Origin of the sequence: Paenibacillus sp. FSL L8-0436 (genome assembly GCF_038593025.1) — a bacterium.
In the GTDB taxonomy this organism is placed as follows: Bacteria; Bacillota; Bacilli; order Paenibacillales; family Paenibacillaceae; genus Paenibacillus_AQ.
This window is the reverse complement of record NZ_CP151955.1, coordinates 756149-774530: the sequence shown is the minus strand read 5'-3', so window position 1 is coordinate 774530 and position 18382 is coordinate 756149. Positions and strand designations below refer to the sequence as shown.

The following is an 18382-nucleotide window of genomic DNA, read 5'->3' as shown; positions in this document are numbered from 1 at the left end:
CCCTCGCCTCATCAAATACTCAAGCCACCTATTTCTGCCCCAAATAAAAAACCAACAGTAGTGATATCGTTAAAACTAAACACTACATATTTTTTTCAGCCTTTGCCGATAAAGTCCATCCAAGCTACACACTCCACATGTGTGGTTACTGTTCACAACTTTCGCTATACCACCATGCACGATACGAATCTCATAACGGGTTCTAACGGTGTAATCTTTTTCGAATACTCTTTTTCATTTCAATAAAAGCCTCAGCTTATCCGGATTCCTAACAAAGTATAGGTTGCAAATCGCATTTCTCTCAACGTGTATCAGCACAACAACTTCGATGCCCTCGCCTGAACGGACAACAAGCCCTGTTTGACCATTTATATCCGTCATCTCGACATGCACGCCTCCTTCGTAATGAGGAGCCTTACGAGTTAGACCGAGAAGGAACCGTGCGACGAGATCGCGCGATTCAATAGGATGGACGGCGGCGAACGCTTTGCCCCCTCCATCAGAGACCAACACGACATCTTCGGCGAGTATGGATACAACCGTGTCCACGTTTCCCAGTTCGAGAGCCTTCAGGAATCGACGGACCCACTCTTCGCTCGCCGCTTCTGAGTGGACCTGCTCATCGTGGGTAATCCCCATCTTTCCTCTCGCACGGCTGAACAGTTTGCGGCAATTTGCTTCACTTTTGTCAACAAGTTCAGCAATATCTGAATATTCAAAGCCGAGCGCTTCACGAAGCACGAACACCGCCCGTTCCGTATGGGATAGCCTTTCAAGCAACACGAGCATAGCGTAAGACAACAGCTCGTCACGAACAACCGCTTCAAACGATTCATCATTGGGAGTAAGAATGGGCTCGGGAAGCCATTGTCCGAAATACAGTTCCCGCCGTTTACGCGCCGATTTGAGTAAATCCCGACAGCGATTAGTCACCATTTTGCACAGATATGCTTTCGGTTCAACCAAACGCGCCAGATCTACGTCATTTATCTTCAGGAATACGTCCTGCACAACATCCTCCGCATCGGAAGCCGATCCGGTCAGTTGGTAGGCAAGCGTAAACAGCAGCCCTTTATACTGCTCATATAACTCTTGCATCTTACCACTTCCAATCTTAGCCTCTAATCCTCTAATCCTCTAATCACATTATTTTAACAGACTTGGCGCATCCCAGGTGAATTTTCTCAGTCGCCAACCCAGCTTTCCCGTAAAAATAATATCTCCCCCCCATATACGTGTCCATGCCATTCCATGCCCCGGACCTAAGCCAAAGCAGAAAAAGTCTATAAACCCCTTATGCGAGGGTGCAGGGCGCCCTTCAAGATCCGCCGACAAAATCTTTCCAAGCCTTGCCGCTTGAGCGGTCGCTTCCTTACACGTCTTCCCGTCCGCCCGTCCGCTAGCAGGGTCTACGATTCGGGCGCAGTCGCCGATACTGTATACACCTTGAGCACCCTGAACCCGATAACTTGCATCTACGATCACGTATCCTTCCGGAGTGACCGGTAACCCGATGTTTCGCAGCATTGGATTGGGTAACAGCCCCAGCGTCCAAACACATAGACCGACGGACATCGTTTCTCCGCTAGATAAGGTAAGCGTTCCCTCTTTCTCCTGTAATACTCTGCTCCCTTGTAAGACGGTTACTCCGCAAGCTTCAAGTGAACGTTCCAGTTTAAGCCCTACCTTGGCCGGGCCATCCGGGAATAGCCTCTTGTTCGTGTTAAATAGTTTTATCCTCACAGCACCCGGATCAAGTCCCAATTGCTGCGCATCTTCTCGAACGAAATGAGCCAGTTCGGCAGATGTCTCGATGCCGCTTATACCTGCTCCCGCAACGGCAATGGTCATTAATCTCTGACGCTCTTTCGCGTTTGTTTCCTTAACGGCTTTTTGCATATTCGTGCGCCACGCCTCTCTGATCTTCCACGCGGCATCCAAGCTCGCCAATGCCATCCCCCCCTGATCAAGATCGGGTTGCCGTACGACGCTGCCTACCGTCAAAACGAGAATGTCATATTTCATCGAATTCTCATTTCCTTCGGCATCCTGATAAAGCAGCCTTCTCTTCTCTGATTCGATATTGGTTACGGTAGCTTGAACCAATTCAACCCCCTCGGGAAACAACCTTGTCAGTGGGACAATTATATCTTCGTTTCCAGCCGCAGGCTTAAAAAGCAAAACTTTGCGAAAGTGATAGGGATTCTTGTCGATTAGAATGAGTCGAAGCGGACGCTGGCTTGCCTCACCCTTAAACGTTTTTCGAATCACATTAACCGCATTAATGCCCGCATATCCTCCGCCAACGATGATGCATATCAATTCTTTCATTGCAACCACTCCTTATTTTGTTTTGCTTATAAAACGAGATAAGGGGTCGTGTTGTGACAACACGATATGTTGACGACTGCCGATTATTTGAACTTGAGAATTTCTGCTTCCGCCAAAAACTCTTTCCATGTCTAGAAGTTGAAAGAAGCGGACGCTAATACTAAAAAATTTAGCCGTCTCTTGTGATACGGCGTCTTTTCTTTTGCGCGGGAGAATACACGAAACGCTATACTGCCAAATTCGGCGTCTGACGGCATAAAAAAGACCGGGGCGAATTGATATGATCCCCTTATAGTAGACAGAAAAAAGCAAGCCGTTTAATCTGTCTACTATGGAGGGGATTTTTTATGGGCGATATGAGAAAAACGTACGATGATAAGTTTAAGAAAAAGGCCGTAGACCTTTATCTCAAAAAGGGATTGGGATATAAAAGTGTAGCACGCGAAATGGGGATTAATGACTCTTTAGTTCGCCGGTGGGTGAAACATTTTAAGGCAGAGGGATTAAAGGGCCTTGAAGAAAAACGAGGAAAAGCGAAAGGGGCAGGAATAGGCAGACCCCGAACACGTCCCGAAGATCCTGAGGTCAAGATGAAACGCCTTGAAGCGGAGAATGAATTACTAAAAAAGCTCTTACAGATGTGAAAGGAGGAATGGATGCTGTACCGAGCAGCAAGAAGTTTGCAGTGATTAAGGAGTTGCTTTATAAGAAATACGACCTTACTCTGCTATGCAAACTGGCTGGGGTATCTAGAAGTGGTTTTTACAAGTGGATGAACCGACAAACGTTTGTCTCCCCCAAGCAACGTGAAGACGAAGCCATAAAGCTGAAAATCGTCGAATGCTACGAGAAGCTCAAAGGCATTTATGGATATCGCAGGGTGAAGGTTTGGCTAAAGCGTACCTACGCCATCCACGTAAACCACAAGCGCATACAGCGACTCATGGGCGAGCTGGGGCTTCGAGCAGTCATTCGGAGGAAACGGCCTTACTACGGCACGAAAGAGGCTTACGTTATTTCTGACAACCACCTGAACAGAGAGTTTACAGCAGACCGGCCAAACCAAAAGTGGGTTACGGATATTACATATCTTATCTTTAATGGGCAAAGGCTGTATTTGTCTGCGATTAAAGATTTGTTTAACAATGAAATTGTAGCGTACCAGATTAGTCCGAGGAATGATTTAAAGCTGGTGTTTGATACGGTCAAAAAGGCGAGAAAACGGCGGGATACTAAAGGTGTTCTTTTGCACAGCGACCAAGGTTTTCAATACACCAGCCGCCAATACAGTAAATTACTGGAGCGATATGATATAAAGGCGAGCATGTCCAGAAAGGGTAACTGCTGGGACAATGCCTGTATGGAGAACTTCTTCGGTCATTTTAAATCCGAGTGTTTCTACCTCCACTCTTTTCATTCTGCTAAGCAGGTGAAGCATGCCGTGCAGCAATACATCCGCTTTTACAACCATGCACGTTTCCAAACGAAACTAAACAACCTGAGTCCCTATGAATACCGAACTCAGGCTGCTTAAATATTGCTTTTTGTTTACTGTCTACTTGACAGGGGTCACTTCAAATTGTCCCCGGCTTAGTTCACTATTGATACGCGATCTCTATTTATCTTTTCGGCTTTTCCGTTGACGTGCGGAAGGCGATCTTTACGCTATCGTTCCCGGTCACTTGCTCGGCGGCGCTTAATATGACGTTCCAGTAACGCGAATATAGCCACCCCTCGTCCTTTATATTTTTGAAGTCACTGTTGATATATTCTCTTGAGAAAATTCATACCACGTTACATCCCTTTTAGCCTCTTCTTCTTTAACAAAAGCTTTATATGAATCTTCAGTAACTAGTTTATTATTGATGTAGTATGCTGTGGCGAATGTGGTGGATGATTCATCAGTAGCACTTGATTCATGATAAGCTAAATCGTCAATTTCACAGGAATTGGTTTGGAATCTTAATTTTCCATATCCGTTGTAAGTTAACCCGCCGCTTAACCATCTAAATGTTCCGTCAGTTTTAAGAAAACGCAACTGGTCGTTTCCAAAAAAGTAGCCATAGACTTCACCGTTCATACAATGCAGGACTTCAACAAAATTTGGATTCTCATCTACTGTTAATCCAAGAACAACTTCAGGTATTCTGTCACCATCCATATCAAGCACGGCAAAGTGATTTATTTTAATTTTAGATGTAGTTCCATAAATCTCGTTATTAGTTAAAAAATCATTCAAATATACCTTTTTCTTAGTTTCTATGCTGTAAAATTCAATCTTATTTTGCAATACTATCTTATATGCTTCCATTGCTAAACTCTTATTGTTCTCAGGTTTACTTGTTGGAACACTGGTGTCAGAAATTTTATTACTACTTGAGCTACTGTCATTATTTGGGTTTAAGCTGCTTTTATTGGTGGAACACGCAGTTATTGAAATACTTAACAGAAACATAATAAGCACACACTTAATTTGTGATTTCATTTAATCTCTCCTCAACTATCATTCGCTCTCAGGTTTTCCACTCCAATCCTGCTCATTCGCTTCCTGGCGAGTTCATTTCTCGATTCCTGATAAATAGCCTTCCAAATGCAGAAGCAGATAGGAGATCTCCGCAAACAGCACGATTTGTTAAGGCTTTTTTACTCCATCTTCAGTATAATCGAGACAATCAGCAAACACATACTAAAAAAACAAAAACATGCAAAGGATGAAGGATATGGATCAGCAAACCATAAGACAGCATATCGAAGAAGGCGGTACTTTTTATCTGGACATTTTGGGGAAATCTGAACACATGGAGACTGAATAGCTTCTACATTACACGATCATACGTCCTAAAAAGGGGCAGCATAGCGGAACCTCCATTTATATTATTCAAATCGAGCATCTGCCAGAAACCGAAGCGCTTCGCATTGTTCAGGAGATCAAAAACTACAAGGAGCATGTCTTCTGGGGGATGTATCCGTCTGAGCGATTGCTCCAGTATATTGGGGAAGGCGAGCATAGACCAGAGCTATTACCAGAGCCTAATGAGGAAGAGGCAGGGATGGCTCTACTGGCTGCGGAGAAGCCTGATTATCCTGCGATAGCCAAACATATCACTATCAACAAGGTTAACAGTGCTGAGGAGTTCAAGCTATGGGCACTATTGAACAACTTTGTTATTCACCAAGGTCTTCCGATTATCCATCCCGAGCACCATTACCCTGTGTGTCAGGAAAGTATTCTATCGTGCTTTAATGTGTACGATCAAGGAACACTGGCAGGGGTATCCTCTCTTATAAATCATAATGGTATCTTCTCTCTGGAGTTTGTTGCTGTGTTAGGCGCCTTCAGAAGAAGAGGAGTTGCTACCGCTGCAATCATTGCTGCAGTTGAGGATGCAATTGCTCAAGGAGCTGAGCTTATTACCGTAAGAGCGATGGGGAAAAACAAATATCTGCTGCCAAAGCTTGGATTCCGTATTTATTAGAAACTCATCCAACCGTTACTCACGCTACGATTGCCTCTTACGCAATGTACAAGCCAGTCGTAGTGTGAGTCCTGCGCATACTGATCTTATCCTCTTTTCATTTCCTTAGACAAATAAACAACCGAGTGAACACAGGACACTTCACCCTGGATTGCACTCGGCTATTTTTGCCTTTCGTAGACTTTACGCAGTCTTTATACAGACTTGAAGCTGAGCGGTTTCTGATTCCTTTCTCAGTCACCTGCCCATTTTAGCCGGACTTTATTAATTTGCTACACCCTTATAAACTAAAGAACAAATAGCCTCCACATGCACCGTATGCGGGAACATATCCACCGGAGTTACCTCCACTGTTCTGTACCCGCCATCCTCCAATACCCGCAAATCCCTCGCCAGTGTCGATGGATTACAAGATACATACACCACCCGCTCCGGCTTCATTGCCAGAATCGTATCCAGCAGGCGCGGGTCGCAGCCTTTACGCGGCGGATCAACGACAATTACGTCCGGCGTAACGCCCTGCTCTTTCCAGTTCGGGATCACGTCCTCTGAGGCACCTACCTCGAACACTACGTTGTTCATATTGTTAAGCCGTGCGTTCGCACGCGCGTCCTCAATAGCTTCAGGCACAATCTCTACGCCGTACACCTTAGACGCGTGCTGCGCCAGAAACAACGAGATTGTCCCGATGCCGCAATAGGCATCGATTACAGTCTCCTTGCCTGTCAGACCGGCATATTCTACGGTTTTACTGTACAGCACCTCAGTCTGTGCCGGATTCACCTGATAGAATGACCGGGCGGAGATGGCGAACTGCACATCACCGATGTAATCGTAGATGACGTCGGTGCCCCATAAGACACGGGTCTCATCTCCGAAAATGACATTTGTCTTCTGCGTATTGATGTTCTGGCAGATGCTTGCCACAGCCGGCAGCTGTGCGCGGATGCTGCCGAGCCAGGCGTCAAGATGCGGGATGTCGCGGCCGTTCGTGACCAGTACCAGCATCATCTGCCCGGTGCGGAAGGCTTTCTTCACAACGACGTGGCGCAGCAGGCCGCGTCCGGTCTCTTCATTGTAGGCGGAGATGCCCAGCTCTCTGCCTATGCGTTTCACCGCGGCAACGACGTCGTCGTTATGCTCATGCTGGATCAGACAGGTCTCCATGTCGACGATCCGGTGGCTGCCGCGGGCATAGAATCCGCCGACCAGTCCGCCTTCGGTGACACCGATCGGCACCTGAGCCTTGTTGCGGTAACGCCAAGGCTCGTCCATGCCCAGGGTTGGCCGGACGATAATACCGTCAGCCTGGCCACCCGCAGCACCTGCACTGGCCACACTCCCGCCCTCAGCTGCTGCACTTTCTGCCCCGGGAGTCAGATCCGCCGGTTCAACGGCTTCCTTTGCGCCAGCGTTCCCAGCACCTGCACCTCTGCCCGGCGCACCCGCCACCTGCAGCTTCCCGATCCGCTGCAGGTTGTCCACCACCAGCTGGCGTTTCCACGCCAGCTGTGCGGTGTAATCCATATGCTGCAGCTGACAGCCGCCGCATTGGTCATAGATGGCGCAGGGCGGCGCGATGCGGTCGCTGCTGGCCTGCACAAGCTCCAGAAGCTTGGCGTAGCCATACTGCTTCTTCGTCTTAAGCACCTTCGCCCGGACCTTCTCACCGGGGAGAGCGCCCTGCACAAATAGGGTAAAGCCCTCTACGCGGCCTACCCCTTCGCCTTCATGGGTCATGCCGATGATATCGAGCATAACCTCGTCATTCTTATTCACGGGCAGCCCGGCGACAGGCGCCGTGCCTTCCCGGCGGCTTGCGCTGCGTCCACTGCGGTGTTTACTCATATCTATAGGTTCACTTCTTTCATTATCTTCGCTTTTGCAATAAAAGTGCAGGCTAGCCTCACAGCCACCTGCACTTCCCTTCATCTAACTGCCTCAAGGCTTCTGCGCAAAAATCCGCAAATGCTGCGGCAGGATCTGGAACTTCCCTGGCAAAGTGCCGCCAAGTTCCCCGTCCAGATTGAGCTGGACATACCCCGGAGAAGTGACTTCCATGGCATCGGTACGGAAATAAACGACCTTCTTATCCTGCAAATGCTCGCCGCGGATCGCCAAAGTCACGAGACGGATGAACTCTGCAAGGTTGCATTTCTTAACAGCAATAACGTCGAACAGTCCATCGTCAATGCTTGCATCCGGGGCAAGCTTCTCAAAGCCGCCTACCGAATTGGTGTTGGCGATCAGGAACAGCATGAATTCGTCATGAATCAGCTCCTGGCCATTGGCACGGATGTATAGCTCCTGCGGAGAGAGACTTGCCATTTTCTCAATACCCTTCAGGTAATAAGCAAGCTGGCCCATCATCGTCTTAAGTCTGCTTGGAACCTCGTATGTCAGCTCGGTCAGGCTGCCGCCGCCGGCTATATTAATGAAGTAACGGTCATTGGCTTTGCCGAGGTCAATCAGGCGCGACTCCTGGCGAAGAATCAGATCACAGGAATCCTCCCAGTTCTTCGGAATGCCCATAGCCCGGGCAAAATCATTGGTTGTACCCAGCGGCAATACGCCAAGCGGGGGAAGATTCGGTCTCTCCGCCATGCCGTTGATTACCTCATTTAATGTGCCGTCGCCACCGGCCGCTATAATTAGATCATAAGTTCCGCGTTCGACCGCATCAATTGTGGCTGCCGTAGCATCGCCCTCACCGGTTGTTGCGTGACATGAGGTTTCGATGCCGCCAATATCCAGCCGGTCCAAAATGTCGGCGAGCCGCTTTTTCATTTCTTCCCGTCCAGAAGTGGGATTATAAATCAGTCTCGCAGTTTTCATTACCGGAACGCCACCTGTTTTTATAATAGATAACCTTACTGATTATACCCAATTCTGCACCCCACAAGCAATGCCAGAGCCTGAGGAAGAATATATTTTACTTATTGCAATGACATCAAATCAGCAGCAGCAGCAGAAAAGTATAAATATATGTATGCGGCAGCCACCGAAAAAAACACAATGGATACGCGATCTTTTCAAAGTTAGCGGCTTTAGCGGCTACATCAGTCCGATGATATTTATGCCTGCGCCCGCAGCTTCACCAGCATCGTATTTACCTGCTCTTCGATCCAGTGCGGCAGCAGCGGATGAGGCAGCAGTGTCCGTCCCGAATAAGCATACTTTAATCCCTGAAGTCTCTCCGGAATGACTACCTTGGTGAAATAGCCTTCACTTAAAAAGAGCGGAGCCACCAGTACATCATAGCCCTGCTCCTGCCAATATACCGTCCGGCTTCTGATACTGTCCGGGTTCAGCAGGCCGTAATCGGCCGCCGCCACTCCGCTCACAGTGCGCACACGTTCCGCCAGTGAGGAAATGCCCTGCTCCCAGCGCTGGCGGAAGCCGTCATGCTTGCTGCCGTGTCCCACGAGCAGAATCGTCTCCCGCTGCGGATTAGCGGACAGCTCACGGACCTTGTCCCAGATCATGACCGCAATATCCGGATCATCATCGACGGGGTAGCCGAAATGGATGCGCGCATTAACCGTAAAGCGTTCAAGATCCGTTTCACGTTCAGGGGCAGCTTTGGCGCCGAGCGCATACTCTATTTCATCAATATGCGTACTTCCCGAAGACACAAACAAGGGGATCACAATAATATCTGTGACCCCTGCATGTTCCAATTCATTTATACCATCCTGTATCAGACAGCCCTCTACCAGCTCCAAAAAAGAAACCGCCACAGGCAGCTCCTTCTCCAGTGATAAATGGCCGACGGCTTCTTCAACAAGAGAAACCCATGTCTTATCCCGTGAGCCGTGACTAATAATGAGTACGCCCGGCTTCATCAATTATCGCCCCAGACGTTCCAGTGTAAGCTTATACCCGTCATTGCCGTAATTCAGGCAGCGTTTCACACGGGAAATGGTCGCCGTGCTTGCGCCAGTCTCCGCTTCAATCTGATTATAAGTAGAGCCTTTGCCCAGCATCCGCGCAACTTCCAGACGCTGTGAGAGCGATTGGATTTCGTTTACTGTGCAAAGATCATCAAAGAAAACATAACATTCTTCCATATTTTTCAATGTCAAAATAGCCTCAAATAATTGGTCAATACTTTTATCGTTTAGCTTCTTAAGCTGCATCGTAGATCATCCCCTAAAAGTTTGGTCAGCATTAGCCTCATTGAATAAGCATCGTACAAAACTGACATTAAATACATACTTTAATATGACTATCTTGCCTCTACTATATTGTACTGGAGCAGTTTTTTCAAGCATTAACGGTTTCACGCTGTAAAGAACGAAAATCATGGACAAACGTCCACCCCAGACGCACACAATTTATGTATTCGACAGTCTTCCTTCAAAATCCTAATAGGATTACCGCCTTAATTATAGTACTACATAAGCACCGAAAATCAAGCATAGACACGGTTTCTTCACTTCCCGTCCCCCCTTGTAGGCATTCGCCCTTTTCCGCTGCTATCCCGGTAACCCGGGCATTCGTCTATACCTTATGTTCGCCCATGACATACAGTATAGCAAACCACTAACGAAGGAATGTGATGTTATGCCTCATCATTACTATAATCATTCCCGCCGGGATGGGCGTTCGCTGGCCGGGCCGTACACGTCTTCCCCCTATCCCGGTATCACTTCATATGCGCCGCCTGTTCCCGTGGAAACCGGAATGCTTCCTGCCCTTGGAGCGGAAGCTGCCGAAACAGCGCTTGCCCTGCCTGCCGCTGAAGCCGCCACCGCCAAAGCAGGCGGATTGCTGGGCAGTCTCGGCGGACTCGGCAATCTCGCGAATATGGAGCAGATCAAAGGTATCGTTGACCGGCTGGGCGGAATTGACGGCATTGTAAACTCCATGGGCAAGGTGCAGAAGGTGATGCAGGGTTTTCAGCAGATGGCCCCTATGGTTAAGCTCGTAATGGGAAGCTTCGGAAAAGGCAAAAAAAGCGGGGCAGGTGCGCTCGCAGCGGAAGAGGATGCCGCTCTGTACAGCCCCAAACGGCGTAAAAAAAGACGCCCCGCGACGCAGCGACGCCATTCCCCGCCCAAGAACCGTAAAAAAACAGCTCCTGCCTCCAGTAAACGCCGCCGCACTTAAGCGGTGGCGTTTACGCTTCCTTTACTTAAACCATCCGCTTCGCCGGAACCATCTGAACATCCCCACTCCGAGCAGCAGCATTAGCAGCAGTACCAAGGGATAACCGTACGTCCAGTGGAGCTCCGGCATCACCTGGAAGTTCATCCCGTATATCCCGGCAATCAGGGTCAACGGCATGAATACAGTAGTAATTACCGTGAGGGTCTTCATGATGGAATTCATCCGGTTGGAGTTAAGCGAAATATAGCTGTCGCGCAGATCAGCGGTCATTTCCCGGTCCACCTCGATCATATCGGTCAGCTTCAACAGATGATCATAGATATCGCCAAAATAAATCCGTTCCTCTCCATTGCTCTGCACATGCTGCGAATTGAGGATCCGGTACATCAGGTCGCGCATCGGCACAATCGTCCGGCGCAGCTTAAGCAGCCGTCCGCGCACATTGAAGACCTGGCTCATAAGCTCTTCCACTGACTCGCTGCCGCCGCTGCTTTCCAGATCGGCCAGTTCATCTTCAAGGCTGTACAGGCTAGGAAAATACTTATCGACCAGCTTGTCCATTACGGTGTAGGCTGCCGCAATTGGACCGCCCGACCAGCCTTTGCGGCTGTGAATCTCCGATTGCACCGAAGCCCAGGCCTCATCCATCTCCGACTTCTCCTGATGGTGATAGGACACGAGAAAGTTTTTGCTCAGAAACAGGTCGACCTCTTCCGCCTCCAGCGTGCGCTCATTGAGCGCATGCAGCACAAAAAACTGCACATCCTCGTAATAATCCAGCTTCGGCCGCTGCAAGATATGCATACAATCCTCAATTGCCAAGGGATGAAAATGAAAATAGGTGTCCAGCAGCAGGGACTCCTCCGCCGTAGGCATAGCAAAATCCGCCCAAATCCAGGCATAATCAGCAATCACTATATTTTGCAGTGCCAGCCCTGTCAGCACTTCACCCTGATGTGTTATCACTAATGTACGTATCATAATGAATCCTCCGTTTGTTCCTACTTACGCCTTGCAGCAACTTCATGTTACCATTGTACCGCATGAGGCATCCCCAGCCCAACTATTGATGTGAAGCCTAGCCTGCTTACATCTCTGCGCAAAAAAATAACCACCAGCCTGCTGTTCAGCAGTTCCGGAAGTCCTATGATTCCTACATCTATAGTTGCACCTTAGCGGCCCATGCCGTCCAGCAGTTCCAGATGCAGTACTTGCAGAAATTTCTTGATATTCACCTTAACCTTGCCGGAATCCCGGCCCTGCTCGATCTCCCTCATCTTCAGCCGCACCTCTTCAAAATCAAAATAAAGCGGCGCGTAATATTCGAACTTGGGATTCCCGTAATCTGTCAATCCAATGGAGGCAAGATTGGTCAGTCCGGCAGACAATGCGCGGCGCAATCGCTGTTCAATCGCTTTCACCTCTTTTGCTGCTTCGGCGGGAACGGTTTTATAGCTGGCTGCAGCCATTTCGTAGAGTTCCTTAAGCGGTGGCAGACTTCCGCGGTTACTGTGCGTTGCGGCCAGCTCCATCATCGTGATAATATCGCGGCTTCCGCTTTCGGACACCATGCCCATGTTCATCAGAATCGGCTGAATGATCTCCCGTACGGAACGTTTACTGATCTGCACCGGCGGCAGTCCGAACTGCAGTCCCTCCAGCTTGCTGAGGCTAGATTTGATCTCATCCAGGTAGCGGTTAATCGCATAACGTTCGTTCACCTTATACAGCACGGCCTCCACTTCGATCTTATTGATCGGTTTGCGGATGAAGAACTCGATTCCGCTGCGGTAAGCGCGGCCTACCATATCACTGTTTTCAATCTGTGAGATCATCACGAATTTGGAGCGGCAGCCCTGGGCTTGCAGCGAGATAATTGTCTCAATCCCATCCTGATCCGGCATGAGCAGATCCATCAGCACGATGTCCGGACATTCACTTAAGATCAGCCGCACTCCGTCCTGCCCGCATTCCGCCGTACCCGCCACTTCGCCAAGCCCGCTATCCTCGATGATATGCTGCAGCATTCTTCTGGCGGCCGCATCGTCATCCACTATACAGAAAGAAAGCGGCATCCTTTATTCCTCCTTCCGCAGCTTTGCCGTCGGCAAAACAATCTGAAACATTGCCCCTCCGGTATGGGAGGCCTTATGAACCGTAATCACGCCCTCAAATGTATCAACAATATCCCGCACATGCGAAAGTCCGATTCCCGTAGCAGCAATACCTTCTTCATCAAATTTCGTCGTGAACCCGGGCTCGAACAGCAGTTCAAGATCACGTTCCTTAATTCCGCCGCCGCTGTCAGTTACCGTGAGGATCGTAGACCCGGCTTTCTCATAGATATCTAGGGATACGCTCCCTATTCCTTTTATAACCTCAACCGCATTGGCAGTGAGATTGTTCAGCAGGGTAAGCAGTGGAATGTAGCTTGCGGTGGTATAATCGGAGTCTTGGGGAATATGGGTACTGAAGCTGATACTCTTGCCCAGCATTTCGGCGTATTTGGCATTGCTCTTCACGGTAAAACTCAGGATGTCGGATAGACGCATGTCTCCGGTAACCTCGCGCTCCACCAGCTTCACCAGACCGGCCAAAATCCGCTGGGTATCCTTCTTCACCTCATGAATCTGCTGGGTAATATCCAGCACCTGGCGGCTGTATAACTGATGCTCCTCACCGGCCTTAAGGTTCCGATATAGGTCATAGCTGCTCAAGGTAACACTCTCCAGTGTCCCGATCGACTTTTTCAGATAAAATACTTCACCGTAGAGGCCCGAGCCGAATCCGAGCATTTGCTCAATCCGCTGCTTCTGTTCTCTTTGCGCGATTCGCAGCTGGCTGACGGAAATGCTGCTGTACACACCGGTCGTAAAATACGTACGAATGACAGCAATAACCATCAGATAAGTCCATTCATTCAGCCGGAAAGAGGCCGAGTCCAGCACAATCAGCCGGGTCAGCAGCTCCATTTCATTCGACACCAGATCAATAAGCGACGCAACACCGCCAAGCACAAGCGGATGGAAGGTATCCAGCCGGCTCTTAAGCAAATGCATCAATATTGCGAAGACGATATAATAGACCATTGCTGAGAAATGGCTGGTTACACTCTGCACAAAGCTCAGCTCAGCGTCTCCCGCAGCATCCAATCCGGTACGAAACAGCAGCACGACAATGCCTGTGGCAATACCTGTACTAATGTAAGGCAGCCGCCTCATTAAAAGCAAAAACAGCAGAAACGCACTGCTGCCCATTGCAATCCGGAAGATGTCACCATCAAACGGATTTATTTTGAATTCACCGGCCAACGCCGTCCCGGCGGCTACTATGATAATCTGCGCATATTTGGATTTCAGTATCAAATGTCCCATCGCCCACTGCTCCTGCCAAAGATGTTGACAATTATACTACCATAACCGCCTCTGCTTTCCTACGCTAAAGTACACGATTCCTGTCCGTCAGACCACTTTATTCTCCAATCTTCGCGAGAGGATCGACAGCAGGAAATTGACTGCAAAATAAATCAGTGCTACGAGCAGCAACGTAGGAATTGCGTAGCTGTAGCCGTGCCCGATGACAATCCCGGCGTTATGCATCAGCTCCGGCAAAGAGATCACAACTGCGAGCGAGGTATCTTTTAGCAGTGAGATGAATTGGCTTACCAGAGGCGGAACCATACGCCGTAATCCTTGAGGCAGCACTATATGCCACAAGGTCTGGAAACTGCTGAGGCCGGAGGAACGCGCTGCTTCAATTTGCCCCTTGTCAATCGAGGTTAATCCGCCGCGTACAATCTCTGCAATCATTGCAGCTTCAAATATCGTTAATGCGGCAATAGCCGCCGTGATCAATCCCAGCTTGATCCCCACCTCCGGCAGCGCAAAACGGATGAAGAAAATAATCAGCAGCAGCGGCAGATTACGGATCAGCTCCACCAGTACGAACATTACCGGCGACAATACCGGCACTTCCGAATAACGGATCACTCCCATAATACAGCCAATGACAAAGCTCAGGATGATCGATACAAAAGCCACGATGAGCGTAATATACAGCCCATCCAGCAGAAACTTTAAATTATCAATGGAGTATGCGCCGGTAAAATCCAAAATAGTAACCCTCCTTAGGTGCTTTGCATGGGAAGTGTTGAAATGTTGATATACGGACGGATGATTGTCCGTAGGGTTTGGAGTGGGGAACGTGATGCGGTAGCTGGATGGAGGCTGGGGCTATGCTGGACACATGGATTCTAAAGATGCGGGCTTGGTTCGAGCCGGTGACGGGTAACTGCGGTGAATGTTGGACCTCCGGCCGCTGTTATGTTTGGATTTCCTGATTTGAACCGCTGGCCGCGGTAGAAATCCAAACATAAAGGCGGACGCTAACGCTCCTCCAGTTCCAAAATTCCCCTCCGTTACTTTCACCTTCTCTATGCCTGCTTATCTTCATCATTATTTATCCGGTATAGCTTAGGCTTCCAGGCGGGCGCTATCGCTTCCGCCCCCACAGCGCCAAACCCTCTCTCCATTCATTCCTTCTATCAAGCGGAATTCAAAGCTTCGCCAAGCAAAGCTAAGATCGCGAGCCATTGATCGAAGGCCTGTTATCCCGGCCTTCTCTCATCGTTACGAACCTTAAACCGCAAACCTTACAGCCGCTTCGCGGACTGTAAAAGCTTAACCTTAAACCGCAAACCTTACAGCCGCTTCACGGACTGTAAAACCTTAACCCTAAACCGCAAACCTTACAGCCGCTTCACGGACTGTAAACAACTAATAATTCACCCCATAAAACATCCTATTCTAGTAATTGCGCTGCAGACGGCGCTCCCATACCCGCACGCCGTAGCTGAGCGGAAGAGTCAATACGAGATAGAACAACGCTACGAAGATGTAGGTATCGAATGTGCGGTATGTTTCAGTTGAGATGCTATCTGCAAAATACATCAAATCAAGACCGGCGACGATGGTCAGCACCGAGGAGTTTTTAATCAGGTTAATAAACTGGTTGCCAAGCGGCGGGATGACCAGCTTAATCGCCTGCGGGAGAATGACATGCAGCATAGTCTGTATGTAGCTGAGTCCGGACGAACGTGCGGCCTCCATTTGTCCTTTGGGAACAGCCATGATTCCGGCGCGGATCGCCTCGGCGATAAAGGCTGAGGTATACACGGCCAGGCCGATGGTTCCTGCCTTGAAGCCATCAAGTGTGAATCCCAGTGCAGAAGGACCGTAATAGAAAATATACACCACGAGCAATAGCGGAATATTACGGATAAACTCGACGTAGCCCGTTCCGAACCAGCGCAGCCCCTTCACCGGTGTAATGCGGAAGACGGCGATCACTGTCCCCACCAGAAAGCTGCCGAGGAGAGCAAGTACGCTGGAGAGTAAAGTGCCCTTGAAGCCCTCCATATACTGGCCGAAATAATCGGTTAATATCGTAAAATCCATGGATCTCACCTACCCTTGCCTAAAGATGCTTGCTCACTTGCCCCATTCTTCATCCGTTTGATCTTACAAGCAGAAACGGCAGAGCCGCCCTTTAAAGGACGGCTACCGTTCATGCAAGGACCGATGGTGAATGCAGAGCATGATGTCAAAGATGCCTGACCCTCCTTATTTTGCCGGAGCTTTACCGATCCATTTCGTATAGATGGCATCATAGTCACCGCTTGATTTCAGTTCGGTCAAGGTATCATTAATGGCTTGAACTACATCGGTGTTGCCCTTCTGCACAGCAATGCCGTAAGGCTCGTCGGTGAACGGTTCGCCTACAACCTCGAAGTTCGGATCCTGCGAAGCCATACCATACAGGATGGCATCATCTGTTGTTAGCGCGTCCCCTTGACCCGCCTTCAGGGCGCTGAACGCATCCTGGTAGTTATCAAATTCCAGTACAGTTACACCTGGAACCTTCTCTTTAATGTTTTTGATCGAGGTCGCCCCCTTGGAGCCGAGTATCTTGGTATCCTTCGTTACATCCTCAAGACCGGTGATCGTACTACCCTTCTTTACTAGCAGCGATTGTCCGGCTTGGAAATAAACGTCGGAGAAGTCAACCTCCTTCTTGCGCTCTTCGGTGATGGTCATGGTAGCGACAACCATATCGATCTCACCATTGTTCAGCATTGGAATCCGTGTCTTGGAGGTTACTTCCTTCAGTTCAATTGCGTTCTCGTCACCGAGGATATGTTTGGCAATGGCTTTAGAAATGTCGATGTCGAAGCCCTCCACGTTGCCCGATCCCGGATCTTTCAGTCCGAACAGTCTCGTATCGTATTTCACACCTACCAGCAGCTTGCCGCGTTCCTTAATCTTGGCAATGGCTTTGGAATCCGTAGATCCCCCTGAAGCATTGTTGCCGCCGGCAGCATTGTTACTGTTCACATTGTTGTTGCCACATCCGGCAATTACGAACAGGGCGGCAGCGATCATCAGCACACTTAACCGTTTGAAGCTTTTGGACATTTTCATTTCTCTTCCTCCCCTTATTGCTGTCTATTTGGTTAATGACTTAATACACGGCTGAGAAATGTGCGTGTCCGCTCTTCCTGCGGGCTGGCGAAGAACTGCTCCGGCTCCGCTTCCTCTACGATTTGTCCCTGATCCATGAAAATAACCCGGTCCGCAACCTCGCGGGCAAACCCCATCTCATGGGTGACTACAACCATCGTCATGCCTTCACGGGCCAGCGTCCGCATCACGTCCAGCACCTCACCAACCATTTCCGGATCCAGCGCGGATGTTGGTTCGTCAAAAAGCATTATTTTCGGCTTCATCGCCAGTCCCCGGGCAATCGCCACGCGTTGCTGCTGGCCGCCTGACAACTGGGACGGATAAGCCAGAGCTTTATCGGCAATCCCTACCTTTTCCAGGTAATACATCGCTGTCTTCTCCGCTTCCGCCTTGGAAAGCCCCAGCACCTTGATCGGTGCCAGTGTAATATTGTCGATCACCTTTTTATGCGGATACAGGTTGAAATGCTGAAACACCATTCCAATTTCTTTGCGCAGCTTATTGATATCCGTCTTGCGTTCATTTACAGTTATCCCGTCCACGGTCAATCCGCCGCTCGTAATCGTCTCCAGCCGGTTAATGCAGCGCAGCATCGTGCTTTTTCCGGAGCCGGAAGGACCGACCACGACAACCACTTCCCCTTCCTGAACATGCAGGTCGATTGCTTTCAGTACATGAAAATGTCCGTAATGTTTGTCTACTTGATGAAAGTCGATCAACGACAGGCCTCCTTTGCCACGCTTTTTAAGTTCTTGCACAATCTTCGAACCGTTCTCTGTCAGCTATGGTAACACTTAAAACACACCTTACTTTAAAGACTACGAAATCCTACATAATACTACGCGAATCACAAATTTTTCATGTCATTTTCTTTTTTAAACGTGATATATTTCCTTTTCTTTTACCTCTGATTAATGCATTTTATCGGGATTGCGTTACTTT

General features: G+C 49.1%; 18 protein-coding genes. 4 read left to right on the top strand and 14 right to left on the bottom strand.

What is annotated here, in order from left to right; genetic code table 11:
* Positions 1–234: 234 nt before the first annotated feature.
* Entirely contained in the window at positions 235–1098 is an 864-nt protein-coding gene (locus tag NSS79_RS03600) for an RNA polymerase sigma-70 factor (protein ID WP_342438305.1), read from the bottom strand.
* 48 nt (positions 1099–1146) lie between these two features.
* Positions 1147–2331, bottom strand: a complete 1185-nt coding sequence (locus NSS79_RS03595) for an FAD-dependent oxidoreductase (protein WP_342438304.1) — start codon at positions 2329–2331, stop codon at positions 1147–1149.
* A 347-nt stretch (positions 2332–2678) separates the two neighbouring features.
* Between NSS79_RS03595 and NSS79_RS03590 the strand changes: the two genes are divergently transcribed.
* On the top strand, positions 2679–2975 hold the full coding sequence (locus NSS79_RS03590; RefSeq protein ID WP_342438303.1) for a transposase: 297 nt from the start codon (positions 2679–2681) through the stop codon (positions 2973–2975).
* 8 nt (positions 2976–2983) lie between these two features.
* The gene (locus NSS79_RS03585) at positions 2984–3865 is read left to right on the top strand and encodes an IS3 family transposase (RefSeq protein WP_342438302.1); all 882 of its coding nucleotides are present in this window, start codon (positions 2984–2986) and stop codon (positions 3863–3865) included.
* A 207-nt stretch (positions 3866–4072) separates the two neighbouring features.
* On the opposite strand, the gene NSS79_RS03580 is transcribed toward NSS79_RS03585, so the two are convergent.
* Entirely contained in the window at positions 4073–4816 is a 744-nt protein-coding gene (locus NSS79_RS03580) for a hypothetical protein (RefSeq protein ID WP_342438301.1), read from the bottom strand.
* Between the two features lie 565 nt (positions 4817–5381).
* Between NSS79_RS03580 and NSS79_RS03575 the strand changes: the two genes are divergently transcribed.
* Positions 5382–5807: a GNAT family N-acetyltransferase gene (locus NSS79_RS03575; RefSeq protein WP_342438300.1), complete on the top strand. Its 426-nt coding sequence runs from the start codon at positions 5382–5384 to the stop codon at positions 5805–5807.
* A 264-nt stretch (positions 5808–6071) separates the two neighbouring features.
* On the opposite strand, the gene rlmD is transcribed toward NSS79_RS03575, so the two are convergent.
* The 4 genes from rlmD to NSS79_RS03555 all read right to left on the bottom strand — a co-directional run bounded on the left by rlmD (position 6072) and on the right by NSS79_RS03555 (position 9946).
* Positions 6072–7655, bottom strand: coding sequence for a 23S rRNA (uracil(1939)-C(5))-methyltransferase RlmD (gene rlmD, locus NSS79_RS03570; RefSeq protein ID WP_342438299.1), 1584 nt, complete (start codon positions 7653–7655; stop codon positions 6072–6074).
* A gap of 93 nt (positions 7656–7748) precedes the next feature.
* Complete coding sequence (locus NSS79_RS03565; protein ID WP_038585736.1) at positions 7749–8642, bottom strand: diacylglycerol kinase; 894 nt, start codon at positions 8640–8642, stop codon at positions 7749–7751.
* 239 nt (positions 8643–8881) lie between these two features.
* Positions 8882–9655, bottom strand: a complete 774-nt coding sequence (locus tag NSS79_RS03560) for a CbiX/SirB N-terminal domain-containing protein (protein ID WP_342438298.1) — start codon at positions 9653–9655, stop codon at positions 8882–8884.
* Complete coding sequence (locus NSS79_RS03555) at positions 9656–9946, bottom strand: YerC/YecD family TrpR-related protein (protein ID WP_019913624.1); 291 nt, start codon at positions 9944–9946, stop codon at positions 9656–9658.
* A 427-nt stretch (positions 9947–10373) separates the two neighbouring features.
* On the opposite strand from NSS79_RS03555, the gene NSS79_RS03550 reads away from it, so the two are divergent.
* A complete protein-coding gene (locus NSS79_RS03550) occupies positions 10374–10919 on the top strand; it encodes a tyrosine protein kinase (protein ID WP_342438297.1) in 546 nt (181 codons plus the stop codon).
* A 21-nt stretch (positions 10920–10940) separates the two neighbouring features.
* On the opposite strand, the gene corA is transcribed toward NSS79_RS03550, so the two are convergent.
* From corA to NSS79_RS03515, 7 genes are all read right to left on the bottom strand, one after another.
* Positions 10941–11900, bottom strand: a complete 960-nt coding sequence (corA, locus tag NSS79_RS03545) for a magnesium/cobalt transporter CorA (protein ID WP_038585729.1) — start codon at positions 11898–11900, stop codon at positions 10941–10943.
* A gap of 191 nt (positions 11901–12091) precedes the next feature.
* On the bottom strand, positions 12092–12994 hold the full coding sequence (locus NSS79_RS03540) for a response regulator (protein ID WP_342438295.1): 903 nt from the start codon (positions 12992–12994) through the stop codon (positions 12092–12094).
* A gap of 3 nt (positions 12995–12997) precedes the next feature.
* Positions 12998–14293: an ATP-binding protein gene (locus NSS79_RS03535; protein ID WP_342438294.1), complete on the bottom strand. Its 1296-nt coding sequence runs from the start codon at positions 14291–14293 to the stop codon at positions 12998–13000.
* Between the two features lie 87 nt (positions 14294–14380).
* The gene (locus NSS79_RS03530; RefSeq protein ID WP_342438293.1) at positions 14381–15031 is read right to left on the bottom strand and encodes an amino acid ABC transporter permease; all 651 of its coding nucleotides are present in this window, start codon (positions 15029–15031) and stop codon (positions 14381–14383) included.
* 693 nt (positions 15032–15724) lie between these two features.
* Positions 15725–16375 (bottom strand): amino acid ABC transporter permease, encoded by a 651-nt coding sequence (locus NSS79_RS03525; RefSeq protein ID WP_342438292.1) that lies wholly within the window; start codon positions 16373–16375, stop codon positions 15725–15727.
* Between the two features lie 165 nt (positions 16376–16540).
* A complete protein-coding gene (locus tag NSS79_RS03520) occupies positions 16541–17398 on the bottom strand; it encodes a glutamate ABC transporter substrate-binding protein (protein ID WP_342438291.1) in 858 nt (285 codons plus the stop codon).
* A gap of 32 nt (positions 17399–17430) precedes the next feature.
* Positions 17431–18159, bottom strand: a complete 729-nt coding sequence (locus tag NSS79_RS03515; RefSeq protein WP_038585714.1) for an amino acid ABC transporter ATP-binding protein — start codon at positions 18157–18159, stop codon at positions 17431–17433.
* Positions 18160–18382: the final 223 nt, after the last annotated feature.

Bases quoted from the DNA above. Each gene is read 5' to 3' on its own strand.
- NSS79_RS03585 (WP_342438302.1), top strand. From the start codon at position 2,984: ATGGATGCTGTACCGAGCAGCAAGAAGTTTGCAGTGATTAAGGAGTTG.
- NSS79_RS03600 (WP_342438305.1), bottom strand. From the start codon at position 1,098: ATGCAAGAGTTATATGAGCAGTATAAAGGGCTGCTGTTTACGCTTGCC.
- corA (WP_038585729.1), bottom strand. From the start codon at position 11,900: ATGATACGTACATTAGTGATAACACATCAGGGTGAAGTGCTGACAGGG.
- NSS79_RS03550 (WP_342438297.1), top strand. From the start codon at position 10,374: ATGCCTCATCATTACTATAATCATTCCCGCCGGGATGGGCGTTCGCTG.
- NSS79_RS03540 (WP_342438295.1), bottom strand. From the start codon at position 12,994: ATGCCGCTTTCTTTCTGTATAGTGGATGACGATGCGGCCGCCAGAAGA.
- NSS79_RS03525 (WP_342438292.1), bottom strand. From the start codon at position 16,375: ATGGATTTTACGATATTAACCGATTATTTCGGCCAGTATATGGAGGGC.
- NSS79_RS03520 (WP_342438291.1), bottom strand. From the start codon at position 17,398: ATGAAAATGTCCAAAAGCTTCAAACGGTTAAGTGTGCTGATGATCGCT.
- NSS79_RS03555 (WP_019913624.1), bottom strand. From the start codon at position 9,946: ATGCAGCTTAAGAAGCTAAACGATAAAAGTATTGACCAATTATTTGAG.
- NSS79_RS03590 (WP_342438303.1), top strand. From the start codon at position 2,679: ATGGGCGATATGAGAAAAACGTACGATGATAAGTTTAAGAAAAAGGCC.
- NSS79_RS03580 (WP_342438301.1), bottom strand. From the start codon at position 4,816: ATGAAATCACAAATTAAGTGTGTGCTTATTATGTTTCTGTTAAGTATT.
- NSS79_RS03565 (WP_038585736.1), bottom strand. From the start codon at position 8,642: ATGAAAACTGCGAGACTGATTTATAATCCCACTTCTGGACGGGAAGAA.
- NSS79_RS03595 (WP_342438304.1), bottom strand. From the start codon at position 2,331: ATGAAAGAATTGATATGCATCATCGTTGGCGGAGGATATGCGGGCATT.
- NSS79_RS03535 (WP_342438294.1), bottom strand. From the start codon at position 14,293: ATGGGACATTTGATACTGAAATCCAAATATGCGCAGATTATCATAGTA.
- NSS79_RS03575 (WP_342438300.1), top strand. From the start codon at position 5,382: ATGGCTCTACTGGCTGCGGAGAAGCCTGATTATCCTGCGATAGCCAAA.
- rlmD (WP_342438299.1), bottom strand. From the start codon at position 7,655: ATGAGTAAACACCGCAGTGGACGCAGCGCAAGCCGCCGGGAAGGCACG.